The organism is Lacinutrix sp. YIN62, assembly GCF_057219185.1.
On sequence record NZ_JBXVVH010000006.1, the window covers coordinates 102,541 to 117,406 of the forward strand.

At 32.7% G+C, this 14,866-nt stretch carries 11 protein-coding genes; all 11 read left to right on the plus strand.

Annotated features, from left to right (window positions below; all coding sequences use genetic code 11):
* The first annotated feature begins 125 nt into the window (after positions 1–125).
* The 11 genes from AC2D8I_RS05745 to AC2D8I_RS05795 all read left to right on the plus strand — a co-directional run bounded on the left by AC2D8I_RS05745 (position 126) and on the right by AC2D8I_RS05795 (position 14,866).
* Entirely contained in the window at positions 126–1,157 is a 1,032-nt protein-coding gene (locus AC2D8I_RS05745) for a quinone-dependent dihydroorotate dehydrogenase (RefSeq protein WP_484705035.1), read from the plus strand.
* 99 nt (positions 1,158–1,256) lie between these two features.
* Positions 1,257–1,874 (plus strand): LysE family translocator, encoded by a 618-nt coding sequence (locus AC2D8I_RS05750; RefSeq protein ID WP_484705036.1) that lies wholly within the window; start codon positions 1,257–1,259, stop codon positions 1,872–1,874.
* Between the two features lie 141 nt (positions 1,875–2,015).
* The gene (locus AC2D8I_RS05755; protein WP_484705037.1) at positions 2,016–2,882 is read left to right on the plus strand and encodes a hydroxymethylglutaryl-CoA lyase; all 867 of its coding nucleotides are present in this window, start codon (positions 2,016–2,018) and stop codon (positions 2,880–2,882) included.
* Positions 2,883–3,038: 156 nt separating this feature from the next.
* The gene (locus AC2D8I_RS05760) at positions 3,039–4,247 is read left to right on the plus strand and encodes a DUF4856 domain-containing protein (RefSeq protein WP_484705038.1); all 1,209 of its coding nucleotides are present in this window, start codon (positions 3,039–3,041) and stop codon (positions 4,245–4,247) included.
* A gap of 96 nt (positions 4,248–4,343) precedes the next feature.
* Complete coding sequence (locus AC2D8I_RS05765; protein ID WP_484705039.1) at positions 4,344–5,447, plus strand: imelysin family protein; 1,104 nt, start codon at positions 4,344–4,346, stop codon at positions 5,445–5,447.
* A gap of 30 nt (positions 5,448–5,477) precedes the next feature.
* Positions 5,478–7,280, plus strand: coding sequence for a thrombospondin type 3 repeat-containing protein (locus AC2D8I_RS05770; RefSeq protein WP_484705040.1), 1,803 nt, complete (start codon positions 5,478–5,480; stop codon positions 7,278–7,280).
* 80 nt (positions 7,281–7,360) lie between these two features.
* Positions 7,361–8,728 carry an HTTM domain-containing protein gene (locus AC2D8I_RS05775; protein ID WP_484705041.1) on the plus strand — a complete coding sequence of 456 codons (1,368 nt, stop codon included), beginning with the start codon at positions 7,361–7,363 and terminating at the stop codon, positions 8,726–8,728.
* Positions 8,709–11,135 (plus strand): TonB-dependent receptor domain-containing protein, encoded by a 2,427-nt coding sequence (locus AC2D8I_RS05780; protein ID WP_484705042.1) that lies wholly within the window; start codon positions 8,709–8,711, stop codon positions 11,133–11,135. The genes AC2D8I_RS05775 and AC2D8I_RS05780 overlap by 20 nt, the downstream gene beginning before the upstream one ends.
* A 4-nt stretch (positions 11,136–11,139) precedes the next feature.
* Entirely contained in the window at positions 11,140–12,195 is a 1,056-nt protein-coding gene (locus tag AC2D8I_RS05785; RefSeq protein WP_484705043.1) for a Fe(3+) ABC transporter substrate-binding protein, read from the plus strand.
* Between the two features lie 3 nt (positions 12,196–12,198).
* Positions 12,199–13,842 (plus strand): ABC transporter permease, encoded by a 1,644-nt coding sequence (locus AC2D8I_RS05790; RefSeq protein ID WP_484705044.1) that lies wholly within the window; start codon positions 12,199–12,201, stop codon positions 13,840–13,842.
* 4 nt (positions 13,843–13,846) lie between these two features.
* A complete protein-coding gene (locus AC2D8I_RS05795; protein WP_484705045.1) occupies positions 13,847–14,866 on the plus strand; it encodes an ABC transporter ATP-binding protein in 1,020 nt (339 codons plus the stop codon).

Sequence of the window (14,866 nt, forward strand, 5' to 3'; positions counted from 1 at the left end):
TTTGTTTGCATTTAAATAAAACAATAAATATTTATTGCGGGGTTAAAGTTACGATTTATAACTTTTTTGTCTTTTAGAATTGCGCAATTTTTTATTTAGAAGTACTTTTGTGCAAACATTGATAGATGTACAAATTACTTTTAAGACCATTATTTTTTCTTTTCGATCCAGAAAAGGTTCACCATTTTACGTTTTCTTTAATTAAAAGCATTTCCAAAATTCCTGGAATGGCATTTGTATTAAAAAGGGTATACCTTATAAGTGATGAGCGATTAGAACGCAAACTTTTTGGATTAACATTTAAAAACCCAGTGGGATTAGCTGCTGGTTTCGATAAAAATGCAGTGTTGTATAATGAGTTAGCAAATTTTGGCTTTGGCTTTATAGAAATAGGTACCGTTACACCAAAGGCTCAAGAAGGAAATCCTAAAAAACGATTATTTAGGTTAAAAGAGGATAATGGTATTATTAATCGTATGGGGTTTAATAATAATGGATTGGAATCAGCAATTGCTCAGCTGAAAAAAAATAAAGGAAAACTTATAATAGGTGGAAATATTGGTAAAAATACCCAAACAAAACCTGAAAATTATACCAAGGATTATTTGGAGTGTTTTAACGCATTACATCCTTATGTCGATTATTTTGTTTTGAATGTTAGCTGTCCGAACGTGGGAAGCCATGCAAAGTTAAATGATAAAGATTATTTACTAGAATTAATAGGTACAGTACAAAACGCGAATGAAACATTCTCAAAGAAAAAACCTATTCTTTTAAAAATAGCTCCAGACTTGAACGCGACTCAATTGGATGAAATAATAGCATTAATTGCCGAAACCAATCTAGATGGTGTTATTGCTAGTAATACATCTGTAGATAGAGCCGGTTTAAAAGCTTCTAAAACGCATTTAGAAACAATAGGTAATGGCGGGTTAAGTGGTCAGCCCATAAAGGAAAAGTCGACGGAGGTTATTAAATATCTTTCCAGTAAAAGTAATAAAGCATTTCCTATTATTGGAGTAGGAGGGATACACTCTGCTAAAGATGCTATAGAAAAAATAGAGGCAGGGGCCGATTTAGTACAAATTTATACAGGTTTTATTTACGAAGGGCCAGCATTAATTAAAACCATAAACAAGGCATTGTTAGCGAACTAGTAGTTACACTTTAATTAACAATGTAAATAAACCACAAAAAGATTATAAGTAGCTTATTTTTTCTTTGTGAATGCTTTATTTTTATTCAAAAATCGCTTTATGAATTACGACCTTATATTATCATTTGTTTTGGCTACTTCTATTTTGGCGCTTTCTCCTGGACCAGATAATATTTATGTATTAATGCAAAGTATTACTAATGGAAAAGTTTTTGGAATAGCTACTGTTAGCGGATTAATTTCTGGTTGTTTAGTACACACTTCTCTGGTTGCTTTTGGAGTTTCTGCGATTATTAAAGCAAACACAACGTTGTTTTTTGCGATTAAGCTTTTAGGCGCATTGTATTTGTTATATTTAGCTTATAAAGTGTTTAAAAGCGACTCTAAGGTTACTTTGTCGAATAAAAATGTACCTCAAAAAAGTTTAGTACAACTTTTTAAACAAGGGTTTATAATGAATGTTTTAAACCCTAAAGTGTCTGTTTTTTTTCTAGCTTTTTTTCCAGGGTTTTTATTTAGTGATACTTTGAGTACAGTAACACAATTTTATGTGTTGGGGGGCGTGTTTATGGTTATTTCATTTATTATATTTTCTGCTATAGCTTTATTAGCAGGTTCTATTTCTAATTATTTAAAACAAAATAATAAAGTAGGTCTGGTTTTAAAATGGTTGCAAATCGTTGTTTTTATAGGAATCGCAGTTTTAATATTAATCTAAAAGCGAAAGCAGATCTTGTTTAATACATTAGAGGAATTTGTGTTTTACAAAACAAACGCTTTTTTGGATTTGTTTTTATGAAATAATCTGTAATGAATAATAGTTTTGTAACTACTAATCTTTTTTATCTTTGATTTTTAAATGAAGAATGCTAAAGTAAAAGTTATCGAATGTCCACGAGACGCTATGCAAGGAATAAAGCAATTTATCCCTACAGCACAGAAAGTACAATATATTCAATCTATTTTACGTGTTGGTTTTGATACCATCGATTTTGGAAGTTTTGTGTCTCCAAAGGCAATACCACAAATGGTAGACACTGCAGAGGTGTTGGCGCAGTTAGATTTAAGTAAAACAACAAGTAAATTACTAGCCATCGTAGCCAATGTGAGAGGTGCTCAAGCGGCTTCTGTACACCCAGAAATAGATTACTTAGGCTATCCTTTTTCAATTTCTGAAAACTTTCAAATGCGTAATACGCACAAGACTATAGCACAATCTGTAATTACTTTAGACCAAATTTTAAATATAGCAGTCCAATCTAATAAAGAATTAGTAGTCTATATTTCAATGGGCTTCGGAAACCCTTATGGCGATCCATGGAATGTTGATATCGTAGGCGAATGGACCGAACGCTTAAATAAAATGGGTGTTAAAATTCTTTCACTTAGCGATACCATAGGAAGTTCAAACCCCGAGAATATAGAATACCTTTTTTCTAATCTTATTCCTCAATATGAAAATATAGAGTTTGGAGCACATTTACATACCACACCAACAACATGGTTTGAAAAGGTAGATGCAGCATACCAAGCAGGTTGTCGTCGTTTCGATGGTGCCATACAAGGCTTTGGAGGCTGCCCAATGGCTAAAGATGAGCTTACAGGTAATATGCCAACCGAAAAAGTATTGTCGTATTTAACCTCTCAAAAAGCAAGCGATTTAAATGCGATTGCTTTTGAGAGCGCTTATAATGAAGCTTCAAAAATTTTTACTGTTTACCATTGATTTTTAGATTAATGGATGGCGTTGTCTTGATATGTTAAAATAGTGTTTTTATTTAAATTAAGTCTAAATAAATTTGCGGGAATTGTTTTTCGTTTTTATTTTTGCTCTCTTAAAATATAATTTATTTATAGTCAGTCTAAATAAAAATAAAAAGAAATGAACAAATTTGTATTAGGATTAGTCTCAATAGCAGCTCTAGGGCTTACATCTTGTAGTGATGACGATGATGGCACAGGAACACCACCAGTAACTAATGAAGTAACCGCTCCAGATACTTACGTATTTGAGAGAAGTGGGAATACAACAGTAAGCTTTGGAGGGCAAACAACGCGAATCCTAATGGCAGAAGAGCTCGTTACTGCCTTAAAAAATAGAGAAAAACAAGAGGTTGAATTAGATGCTATGTTTGCTCATGAAGAAGGCGCTAACGACTTTAGTGATGCCGATTTAAATGCTTCAAGTAAAAATGTGCGTAGTAAAACCGCAGCATCTTCAGATTTCTTCTCAGCAAATACAACAGATGCAAATGCTATAAAAGCCGATTTTGATACATACATAGCAGACCAAGTAAACGATGTGTTTTCAAATTGGGATAATGACGCTTCTGCTGGCAACGCAGGAGAACTGCAAGTAGGAGGCGGTACCTCTCGTTATGTAAACGAAAAAGGCTTGGAATTAAATCAAGCCTTTGCCAAATCTTTAATAGGGGCATTAATGACCGATCAAATATTGAATAACTACTTGAGCCCTTCTGTTTTAGATGCAGGAGATAATAGGGCCAATAATGATGCAGGCGTATTAGATGATGATAAAAACTATACCACTATGGAACATAAGTGGGATGAAGCTTATGGGTATCTATATGGTAACGAAGAAAATACTGCTGTTCCAGTTTTAGGCGCAGATAGTTTTTTAAATAAGTATGTGTCTAGAGTAGAGGATGATGCCGATTTCCAGGGGATCGCAATGGAAATTTATAATGCTTTTAAATTAGGAAGAGCAGCCATAGTTGCTAAGAATTATGAAGTACGCGACGCACAAGCTGAAATTATTAGAGAAAAAATATCTGAGGTTATAGGTGTTAGAGCCGTGTACTATCTACAACAAGGTAAAAATAGCTTAAATACAAATAACGCAGTGGCATTTCATGATTTATCTGAAGGGTTTGGATTTGTTTATAGTTTACAGTTCACGAGAAAACCAGGAACAAATACAGCGTACTTTACAAAATCTGAAGTAGATGGCTTTATTTCAACATTAATGGATGGGAATGGTTTTTGGGACCTTACCCCAGAAACATTAGATACAATGTCTGATACTATTTCTGAAGAATTTAACTTTACAACGACACAAGCAGGCAGTTAAGAAAACATAATTATAACTAAAATAGTAGCTACTAATAAGTAGCTGCTATTTTATTATTTTTGAGAATTGAAAAGGAAAGAATAAAATTTAGAATTTATGATAAAAAGAATTTTAGTAGTAACAGGTATAGTCTTAGCTGTTTTTGCATGTTCATCAGACGATGGTAACTCTGGAAATACTGGAACAAACGATACTTTTGATAGAGGTGCAATGTTAACCAATATTGCAGATAATATTATTATTCCTGCTTATCAAGACTTAAGTTTGAAATTAAATACTTTGGTTACGTCAAAAGATGCTTTTGTAGTATCTCCTAATCAAGAAAATTTAGAACAATTAAGAACGGATTGGTTTGAAGCGTACAAAGTATATCAATCAGTAGAAATGTTTGAAATAGGAAAAGCTGAAGAACTATTTTTTAGAAATAGAATGAATGTTTTTCCAACAGATATAGTAAACATTGAAAATAATGTTTCCAATGGTAATTATGATTTATCAAGTGGAAATAATAATGATGCAGTAGGGTTTCCTGCTGTGGATTATTTGTTGTTTGGTATGGCAGATAGTGATGTCGCTATTTTAAATATGTATTCAAACATAAGTTACTTAAATTATCTTTCAGATTTAATTAACGAAATGAAATCGCTGACTAATAATGTGTTGGAAGATTGGACAACTAATTATAGAGACGCATTTATTATTAATACAGAGAATACTGCAACAGGTTCTGTAAATGTATTAATAAATACTTATATCTTCTATTTCGAAAAACGATTTAGAACTCAAAAAATAGGATTACCAGCTGGAATATTTACTACAGACCCTAGGTCCGATTTAGTAGAAGCACTTTATAAAGAAGATGATTCTAGAACTTTAGCATTGGAAGCCTTAAATGCTACACAGGATTTATTTAATGGAAAAGCATATGCAGGTACTAGTGAAGGTGAAAGTATTAAGGCGTACTTAATAGCTTTAAATAGAAATGACTTGGTTGAAGTTATAAATACACGTATAGACGATTCAAGACTAAAGGTGGAAGTGTTGAATACTAATTTTAAAAATCAAGTAGAAATAGATAATACTAAAATGACCGAGGCTTATGATGCTATACAGTTAGTCGTTTCATCTTTTAAATCAGATATGCTTTCTGCATTAAATATTAGTTATAACCCGTCTGAGCAAGATAATGACGGAGATTAATTATTCTAAATAAAACCATAAACAAAACAAATGAAAAAAAACATCCTATTAATTTTTATTTTATCTGTATTAAATTACACCTATTCACAAGTTTCAACTCAAGTATGTGGGAACTTAAACTCTGTAGGTATTTATATACCTAATAGTGGTCAACAATTTGATTTTGAGGGCTATAGATTCGAGCGTTATGTGCATCACGGATTTACAGTAGATCTTCCTGATAACCAAGGAATATCTTATAACGGTAGGCCAATGATAGCAAAAAATCATATAGAAAAAATACGAGACAAAGTTTGGTTTGATAGTAATTACCCCTCAAACAGTAATATTAATACGGGAGAGTATTTAAATGGTTACGGTCGAACTATCCTTCCATCTAATTTCAATTCGGGTGATGATGATTATAGTATTTATGCTACTTTTGATCAATCTTCACTATTTCACCCCTCTAATATCGAATTGTTCTTAGGTGGAGCAAATAATTTTCCCTCAAATAACGTGTTTAGAAAGTTAAGATATAGTGTATATATATATGTGAAACAAGAATTTGCTCATTTATATCCAGGAGGAGTTAATAATAGAATTTACCAATCAGGAACTGGTTTAACCGATTCTAATGGAAATAACTACAGAGAGGTCGATTTTAGTGTTAATTACGATTACGATAATGATGGTGTTTTAAATGAAAATGATAATTGCCCTAATACTCATAATTTAAATCAAGAAGATGCTGATAATGATGGTGTAGGAGATGTATGTGATAATTGTATTAATGATTCAAATCCTAACCAGCTGGATTCAGATGGCGATGGAATAGGTAATGAATGTGATGATGACGCAGATAATGATGGTGTTTTAAATGAGAATGATAATTGTCCTCTTAGGGCTAATTTAGATCAAGCAGATACAGATGGAGATGGTATAGGAGATGTGTGTGATAATTGCGTTAACATTTCAAATATTAATCAGTTGGATTCTGATGGAGATGGAGTAGGTGATGTTTGTGATGATGATGCTGATAATGATGATGTTATAGATGACGCTGATAACTGTCCATATACGTACAATCCATACCAAGAAGATGGGGACGGAGATAATATAGGAGATGTGTGTGACCCTATTGATAATAATGCTATGCCAAATTTAGCATTAGAAGAGCTTGATGTAGAGGTTGGTGGCCAAGGTAATTTTAATGTTTTCCCTGGAGGAGAGGTGATTACATTTAGAGATAGTGAATTGGCTGAGTTTAAAATAAAAATAAAAAATAATGATGCAGGTCAAGCAGAGAATTTTGCTTGCTATTTGCTTGTTTCAGGTTCTAATAACGCCTACCCTAATACTAATGGGTTTCCTGTATATAATTTTCGGATAGCTAATTTTGGGAGTATAGCAGCAGGAGCTTCAAGGACAGTTGAAATATCTCAGACAATATACGATTACATCGGAGGATTGAATTTGTCGGAAGGCCAAACTTATTTTATGTATTTACACATAGATTATTACGGTAGTGTAGATGAAACTAATGAAACAGATTCAGATAATATAAAGATTTTTTCTTTTAAATATTATAACCCAAATGCGAAAGCTTATCTTAACATTGGCGGAAGTGTTGTAGAGGTTCATGTTAGCGGAAGTGATTCAAATTTAAAGATTTATAGTCTTAATAGTTTTGATTTCCCATTAGTTAATCAAAGTATTTCGGAAGATGATAATGTAAATATCTCTCTTCCACATGATGGTTTATATGCCGTACATATAAATGATAGGTATGTAAAGAAAATTAAAATAAAAAAGCCTATTATTCTACCTGACCCTCTTTTTAGAAGGAAATAAAATAATAAAAACAAAATCAAGATTTTATTTATTATAATCTTGATTTTGTTTTTATTATTAGTAATGTAGTTTTTTGTATTATGAAATGGAATCTAAGCACATACCTGTCTAAAACAACTAGCGCAGCACCTCTTGCTGTATTTCGTGTGGGTTTTGGGTTAATGATGCTTTACGGTATGATTCGCTATTGGGCTAAGGGCTGGATAGAATCGGTTTATATTGTACCACAATTTCATTTTAAATATTATGGCTTCGAATGGGTACAGACTTTAGGTCTATACACTTATATTCTGTTCTTTATCTGTGGCCTGTCTGCTCTTTTTGTAGCGATAGGGTTTAAGTACAGATGGGCAATTGTTACTTTTTTTCTCAGTTTTACCTACATAGAACTAATGGAAAAAACAACGTACTTAAATCATTATTACTTTATCAGTCTCCTTAGTTTTTTAATGATTTTTTTACCCGCAGCGCAATACTTTTCTATAGACGCTTACAAGGCAAAAAGAGAGTGTTTAAAGGTGCCCAATTGGACTATCGATAGTGTGAAATTACTCCTTTCAATAGTCTATTTTTATGCTGGTCTAGCTAAACTTAATTCAGATTGGTTGTTTCGGGCAATGCCGTTAAAAATCTGGCTGCCTTCAAAATATGACTTACCTATTATAGGAGATACTTTAATGCAGCAAAATTGGTTTCATTTTGCAATGAGTTGGTCTGGAATGTTGTACGATTTACTAATTCCATTCTTTTTGTTGTATAGAAAAACAAGAGCTGTTGCATTCTTCTTTGTCGTGTTTTTTCATGTTTTTACACGGGCATTATTCCCTATAGGGCTCTTTCCGTATGTGATGATAGTGAGTGGATTGATTTTCTTTGATTCAAAACTTCATCATAATATAATTCAGATTATAAAAAAGATTTTAAAACGATTTAGATTAAAAACTAAAACGATTCACACATACGATACTTTTAAATTTAAAAATCAAAAGGCCAGAATCTTTATTATTAGTGTGTTCTTTATATTACAAATACTTATTCCATTTAGGTACCTAATGTATAAGAACGAATTATTTTGGACCGAAGAAGGCTTTCGCTTTTCTTGGCGTGTTATGTTAATTGAGAAAATGGGCTACACTAATTTTAAAATAGTAGACGGAGAAACAAAAGCCTCTTTCTATGTAGATAATACAGATTTTTTAACTCCTTTACAGGAAAAACAAATGAGTTTTCAACCAGACTTTATTCTGGAATACGCACATTATTTAGGCGACCATTTTAAAAGCCAAGGACATAAAAATGTAGAGGTATATGTTAAAAGTTATGTGGCACTTAATGGACGATTAAGTCAGCCGTTTATAAATGAAACCGTAAATTTGTACGCCGAAAAAGAATCATTTAAACCCAAACATTGGATATTACCATTTAACGATGAAATTAAAGGACTTTAAACCATTTATTATTTGTTTTCTATTCACTTATTTGGGCATGGCTCAAAATAAGATTTCAGGGATTGTTACTCTAGCTGAAACAAATGCGCCATTAGAGCTGGTAGAAATTTACGATAAGGAGACGGGCTTACTTGCAATAACAAACGCTTCTGGTTTTTATGAATTCGAAATCGAAAAAAAAGAGCTAACCTTAATCTTTTTTTCATACGAACATAAAGTTGTAGAAAAAAAGCTTAGCATTTCTGGTAACCAAACGATTAATATTACATTGGAAGCCATATCAGAAACATTATCAGAAGTCCAAATAACAAGCCGAAGGGCAAAAGTCTTTAGTTTAAAACACTTAAAAGATGTCGAAGAGACAGCGATTTATGCAGGAAAAAAAACAGAAGTCGTTTTAGTAGAGCAATCTATGGCTAATTTAGCCTCTAATAATGCGCGCCAGATATACAGCCAGGTGGCTGGGTTGAATATTTATGAAAACGACGATGCAGGCTTACAACTTAATATAGGAGGCCGTGGTTTAGATCCTAATCGAACGGCTAATTTCAATACCAGACAAAATGGTTATGATATTAGTGCCGATGTTTTAGGATATCCAGAAAGTTATTATACGCCCGCAGCAGAAGGATTAAAAGAAGTGCAGATTATAAGAGGTGCAGCTTCTTTGCAATATGGGACACAATTTGGAGGTTTAGTCAATTTTAAAATGAAAACACCAAACCCTTCAAAACCCTTAGAGGTAATTACAAGAAATACTCTTGGAAGTAATGGGCTTTATACCAATTTTACGAGTATAGGAGGAACCACAGGTAAATTAAGTTATTATTCTTTTTTTAATTATAAAAAAGGAGATGGTTTTAGACCGAATTCGCAGTTTGAGTCCAAAAATGTTTATGGCCATGTGGGCTATAAGTTTAACGACAAAACAAAAATAACAGGAGAAGTAACTTATCTAAGGTATTTAGCTAAACAAGCTGGCGGATTAAGTGACGCTGCTTTTAACGAAGATCCTTATCAAAGTAATAGAGAAAGAAATTGGTTTCAAGTAGATTGGTTATTGTATAATTTAAAATTGTCGCATAAATTTTCAGAAAAGACTCATTTTACCTTTAATGCTTTCGGATTGAATGCATCAAGAGAGGCTTTAGGATTTAGAACGAATCGCGTAGATCAAATAGACTCAAACGAAGAGCGAGACCTGATCAAGGGAGTATTCAAAAATTTTGGTTTTGAGACAAGAATATTAACTAATTATAAGTTGTTAACTAAGAAAGCAACAGGCCTATTAGGAGCAAAATTTTATAAGGCTAATAATACTGGGGAACAAGGGCCAGGGTCTAATGGAAGTGATCCCAATTTTAATTTTCAATATGAGGATTACCCTAATTACCCTAATCAATCTAGTTATACTTATCCTAATATGAACATTGCTCTATTTGGAGAGAATATTTTATACCTTAACCCGAAGTTATCTATAACACCGGGGTTCCGATTTGAATACATTAAAACAGAAAGCGATGGGTTTTTCAGGAGAATTAATACAGATGGCGCAGGTAATGTTATTCTAAATGAAGTAATAGATGAAGATTTTTTAAGAGAACGTTCGTTTGTGTTATTAGGGCTAGGAGCGAGCTATAAAACAGCTGAAACTTTAGAAATATATGGTAATATTTCACAAAATTACCGTTCTGTAACATTTTCAGATATTAGTATAATCAATCCCGCATTTGTTATTAGCCCAGATATTAGTGACGAAAAAGGCTTTACTGCAGATGTCGGTTTGCGAGGGAACCTCAATAATAAAATTTCATATGATGCAAATGTTTTTAGCCTTTTTTATAATGATAGAATAGGTTTTGTACAAAAAACATTTCCTGGTTCAATAATAAAAAGTGAACGCGGAAATGTTGGAGATGCTGTAATCTATGGGGTAGAAGCTTTGGTAGATTTTAATTTAGAAGATATTTTTATAGGTAATAATGATTATATTTTAAATTATTATATCAATGGATCTTATGTGAATTCTGAATATACAAACTCTGATGAGAATGGCGTTAAAGGTAATAAGGTTGAGTTTGTTCCCGATTTAAATTTAAAAACGGGAATCCGTTTTGGTTATAAAAATATACTCTCTAGTATTCAATATACTTATTTATCTTCCCAGTTTACAGATGCTTCAAATGCTAAAGAAGCAAGTGCGAGTGGTGTTATTGGAGAAATTCCTGCTTATAATGTCTTAGACGCTTCAGTATCCTATGCTTATAAACAGTTTAAGTTAGAAGCAGGAGTTAATAATATTCTAGATAAAGCTTATTTTACAAGGCGTGCTACTGGGTATCCAGGGCCAGGAATTATACCGTCTGCAAACAGGAACTTTTATACAACACTTCAAATTAAATTTTAAAACAATGAAAAACGCATATTTATTAGTTATAGTTGCAATTTTGTTTAGCGCTTGTAAAAGCGAGAACAAAGAAACACCCTTAAAAGGAAACCAGCTTAAAGAAACACCTAAAACGGTAAATGTTTACACACACAGGCATTATCCTGCCGATCAAGAACTTTTTGCAGATTTTGAAAAGCAAACAGGAATAACAGTAAATGTTGTAAATGCAAAAGCCGATGAGCTTATTCAAAAAATGACTGAAGAAGGCGAGCACTCACCAGCCGATGTATTAATTACAGTAGATGCAGGACGATTGGTAAGGGCAAAAAATAAAGGCCTATTGCAAACAGTAAATTCTAAAGTGTTAGATACAACGATTCCTGTTAATTTAAGAGACAAGGATAAGCAATGGTTTGCTTTAACCAAGCGAGCAAGAGTTATTGCATATGCAAAAGATAGAGTAAAACCAGAGCAACTATCAACATACGAGAATCTAGCATCAGAGGTTTGGAATAAAAAAATATTAGTACGCTCATCAAGTAATATTTATAACCAGTCATTAATGGCATCTATTATAGCAAATGATGGTGAAGCATTCGCGAAAGCTTGGGCAGAAAAAGTTGTGAAAAATATGTCACGTTCCCCTCAAGGAAATGATAGAGATCAAGTAAAAGCGGTCGTTGCAGGCGAAGGCGATATTGCTATTGTAAATACCTATTATGTAGGGAAATTATTAAACTCTAAAAATCCTGAAGAAGTTAAAGCTGGGCAAGGCGTGGGCATCTTTTTCCCTAATCAAGCAGATAGAGGTACACATATTAACATAAGTGGCGCTGGTGTTGCAAAATATGCGCCTAATAAAGAAAATGCTATTAAATTTATTGAATTTTTAGCAAGTAAGGAAGCGCAAGAAATTTTTGCTAAGGCTAATTATGAATACCCTGTAAATAGAGCTGTAGCTCCTTCAGATTTATTAAAATCGTGGGGAGCGTTTAAAGCCGATTCCTTAAGGCTGTCTGTATTAGGTGAGAATAATAAAAAAGCAGTGATTATCTTTGACGAAGCTGGCTGGAAATAAAATTTGAAAACGATTAGATTTACATATTTAAAACGAGATTTTAATAAATGGTCAATATTTACATTGGCCATTGTTCTTTTTATTGGAATACCTATACTTACTATTTTTTTAAAATTATTTTCAGGACCAGGAGAAACATGGAAGCATATTGTAAAAAATCTACTGTTAGAGTATTCACTTAATTCGGTTTGGCTTATTTTAGGATGTACCTTTTTAACATTGTTATTTGGTGTTTCTTCTGCATGGCTTGTGAGTCGCTATAAATTGCCTTTCCATAAGGCGTTAGAATGGATGCTTATTTTGCCATTGGCAATACCTTCATATATTACAGCCTACGCCTACGCCGGTTTTTTCGATTATGGCGGAACATTGGAATTGTTATTTAGATATATCGGAATTAGTAGGATTAAGTTTAATATTACAAATATTTTCGGACTCATATTTATCTTAAGTGTCTCGTTATTCCCATACGTTTACGTTAGTGCGAGGGCTGTTTTTTTATACCAGTCCGGACGATTAATAGAAGCTTCAAAAATTCTTGGTGCAGGAGAACGAAAAACCTTTTTTAAAATAGTGCTCCCAATAGCACGACCAGCAATAATTGGTGGATTAATTTTGGTGCTAATGGAAGTGTTGAACGATTATGGCGCAGCAAAATATTATGGCGTAAGTACTTTTACTACTGGTATTTTTAGAGCTTGGTTTGCTTTAGAAGAGCCTGCAACAGCAGTTTATTTGTCTGCAATACTATTACTTGTAGTCCTTTTAATTATTATAGCCGAGCGCTTACAACGTGGATCAAAAAATTATGCCTTGGCAACTAAAAGTGATATAAAATTGCCTAAAATAGCAATAGCGAATAAAACAAAGTATCTTTTTTTTCTATGGGTATGCGTTCCTGTGTTTTTTGGATTTATTTTGCCTTTATTTCAATTAGTATATTGGGGATTCTTAACATTTTCTAATGTGGCCTCCTTATCCTTTTTTAGTATTGCGTTACAGAGTTTAGGACTTTCTGTTTTAACGGCATTTTTAACTGTTTTCTTTGCGCTATTAGTGCTATATTTTCCTAAGTGGAACCGTTTTACTGTATTAAAAAAAAGCTCAAGAATTGCTGTTTTGGGGTACGCTATTCCTGGGGCTGTAATAGCAATAGGGGTTATGATTCCAACATTGCAGTTGGATAAATGGATGATAAAAGCAGGGAAAGCAGTACTTGATCTAGATTTTGGGTTACTTATTAATGGAACGATTCTTGTTCTATTATATGCTTATGTTATTAGGTTTTTGGCAGTTGCCTATAATCCTATTGAAGCGAGTCAATTAAAAATAGGATCAAGGTTTTCAGAATCTTCTAAGTTATTAAGAAAAGGCAATCTTAAAACATTTTTTAAAATAGATATGCCATTATTAAAATCGGGGGTAATTAGTGCTCTTATTTTGGTTTTTGTAGATACCATGAAAGAGTTACCTTTAACACTTATTTTAAAAACGTATGATGTTAATACATTGGCCGTTAAAGCTTATGAATATGCCAGTGACGAATTAGTTATGGAGGCAGCATTGCCCTCAATATGTATTATAATAACAGGGATTTTACCCATTGTTTTGTTAAATAAACTTATTTTAAACGACAATAAAACATAATAATTTGAATACTATTTTAGACATAAAGTCACTTTCCAAATCCTTTGATAAAGGAAAGAATACTGTTGTAAATAATATTAATTTATCTATCAAAAAAGGAGATATTGTTGCTGTTGTAGGAGAAAGTGGTAGTGGAAAAACAACGTTAACTAGACTTATAGCTGGCCTTGAAATACAGGACGATGGTGTTATAGAATTAAATAGCGAAACCATAGCAAACGATACCATTTTTAGGGTTCCAGAAAAACGCAATATTGGAATGGTATTTCAAGACTATGCCTTATTTCCACACCTTACGGTTTTAGAAAATATTGGCTATGGCATAGCCAAGCATAATAATAAAGATAAAAGAATTACAAATGTATTACAGTTGGTAGACCTTGAAGGGTATGAACATCGGTATCCACATCAGTTGTCTGGTGGTCAGCAACAGCGTGTAGCATTAGCTCGAGCATTAGCTCCAAAACCAGAGCTTCTAATTTTAGACGAGCCTTTTAGTAATCTCGATGTTGTTTTAAAAATGCAATTGCGTAATGAAATTTATGATATCTTAAAGCAAACAGGAACGACAGCTATTTTTGTAACACATGATACACAAGATGCTATTGCAATAGCAGATACAATTGTGGTACTAAAAGAAGGTAAGATTATACAGCAGGGCACAGCAATGGATTTATATAAAAACCCAGAAAGTCTATATGTTGCCTCTCTTTTTAGCCCAGTAATCGATTTAAAACGCTCAGATTTAGAGTGCTTTGGTTGCACAACTATTAATCATAATAAAACTTACGCTATTCGCTTAAATCAATTTAAAATTGATGAGAAGTGCGATTACTCGTTAAATTTAAAAATTGATAAAAGTAGATTCTTTCAAGGCACTTATTTTAATACAACTAAATTACCTAATAATAAACTCTTGAACTTTTATTCAGATGAAGATTTAGCTCACAAAGGAATAGGTCTAGGTTTTGATGATCAGTCACTTATGGAATTTAATGAAGTAAGTAATTTAGAGACAGTCTGA

Coding starts and splice junctions, on each gene's coding strand:
- AC2D8I_RS05745 (WP_484705035.1), top strand. CDS start 126: ATGTACAAATTACTTTTAAGACCATTATTTTTTCTTTTCGATCCAGAA.
- AC2D8I_RS05750 (WP_484705036.1), top strand. CDS start 1,257: ATGAATTACGACCTTATATTATCATTTGTTTTGGCTACTTCTATTTTG.
- AC2D8I_RS05755 (WP_484705037.1), top strand. CDS start 2,016: ATGAAGAATGCTAAAGTAAAAGTTATCGAATGTCCACGAGACGCTATG.
- AC2D8I_RS05760 (WP_484705038.1), top strand. CDS start 3,039: ATGAACAAATTTGTATTAGGATTAGTCTCAATAGCAGCTCTAGGGCTT.
- AC2D8I_RS05765 (WP_484705039.1), top strand. CDS start 4,344: ATGATAAAAAGAATTTTAGTAGTAACAGGTATAGTCTTAGCTGTTTTT.
- AC2D8I_RS05770 (WP_484705040.1), top strand. CDS start 5,478: ATGAAAAAAAACATCCTATTAATTTTTATTTTATCTGTATTAAATTAC.
- AC2D8I_RS05775 (WP_484705041.1), top strand. CDS start 7,361: ATGAAATGGAATCTAAGCACATACCTGTCTAAAACAACTAGCGCAGCA.
- AC2D8I_RS05780 (WP_484705042.1), top strand. CDS start 8,709: ATGAAATTAAAGGACTTTAAACCATTTATTATTTGTTTTCTATTCACT.
- AC2D8I_RS05785 (WP_484705043.1), top strand. CDS start 11,140: ATGAAAAACGCATATTTATTAGTTATAGTTGCAATTTTGTTTAGCGCT.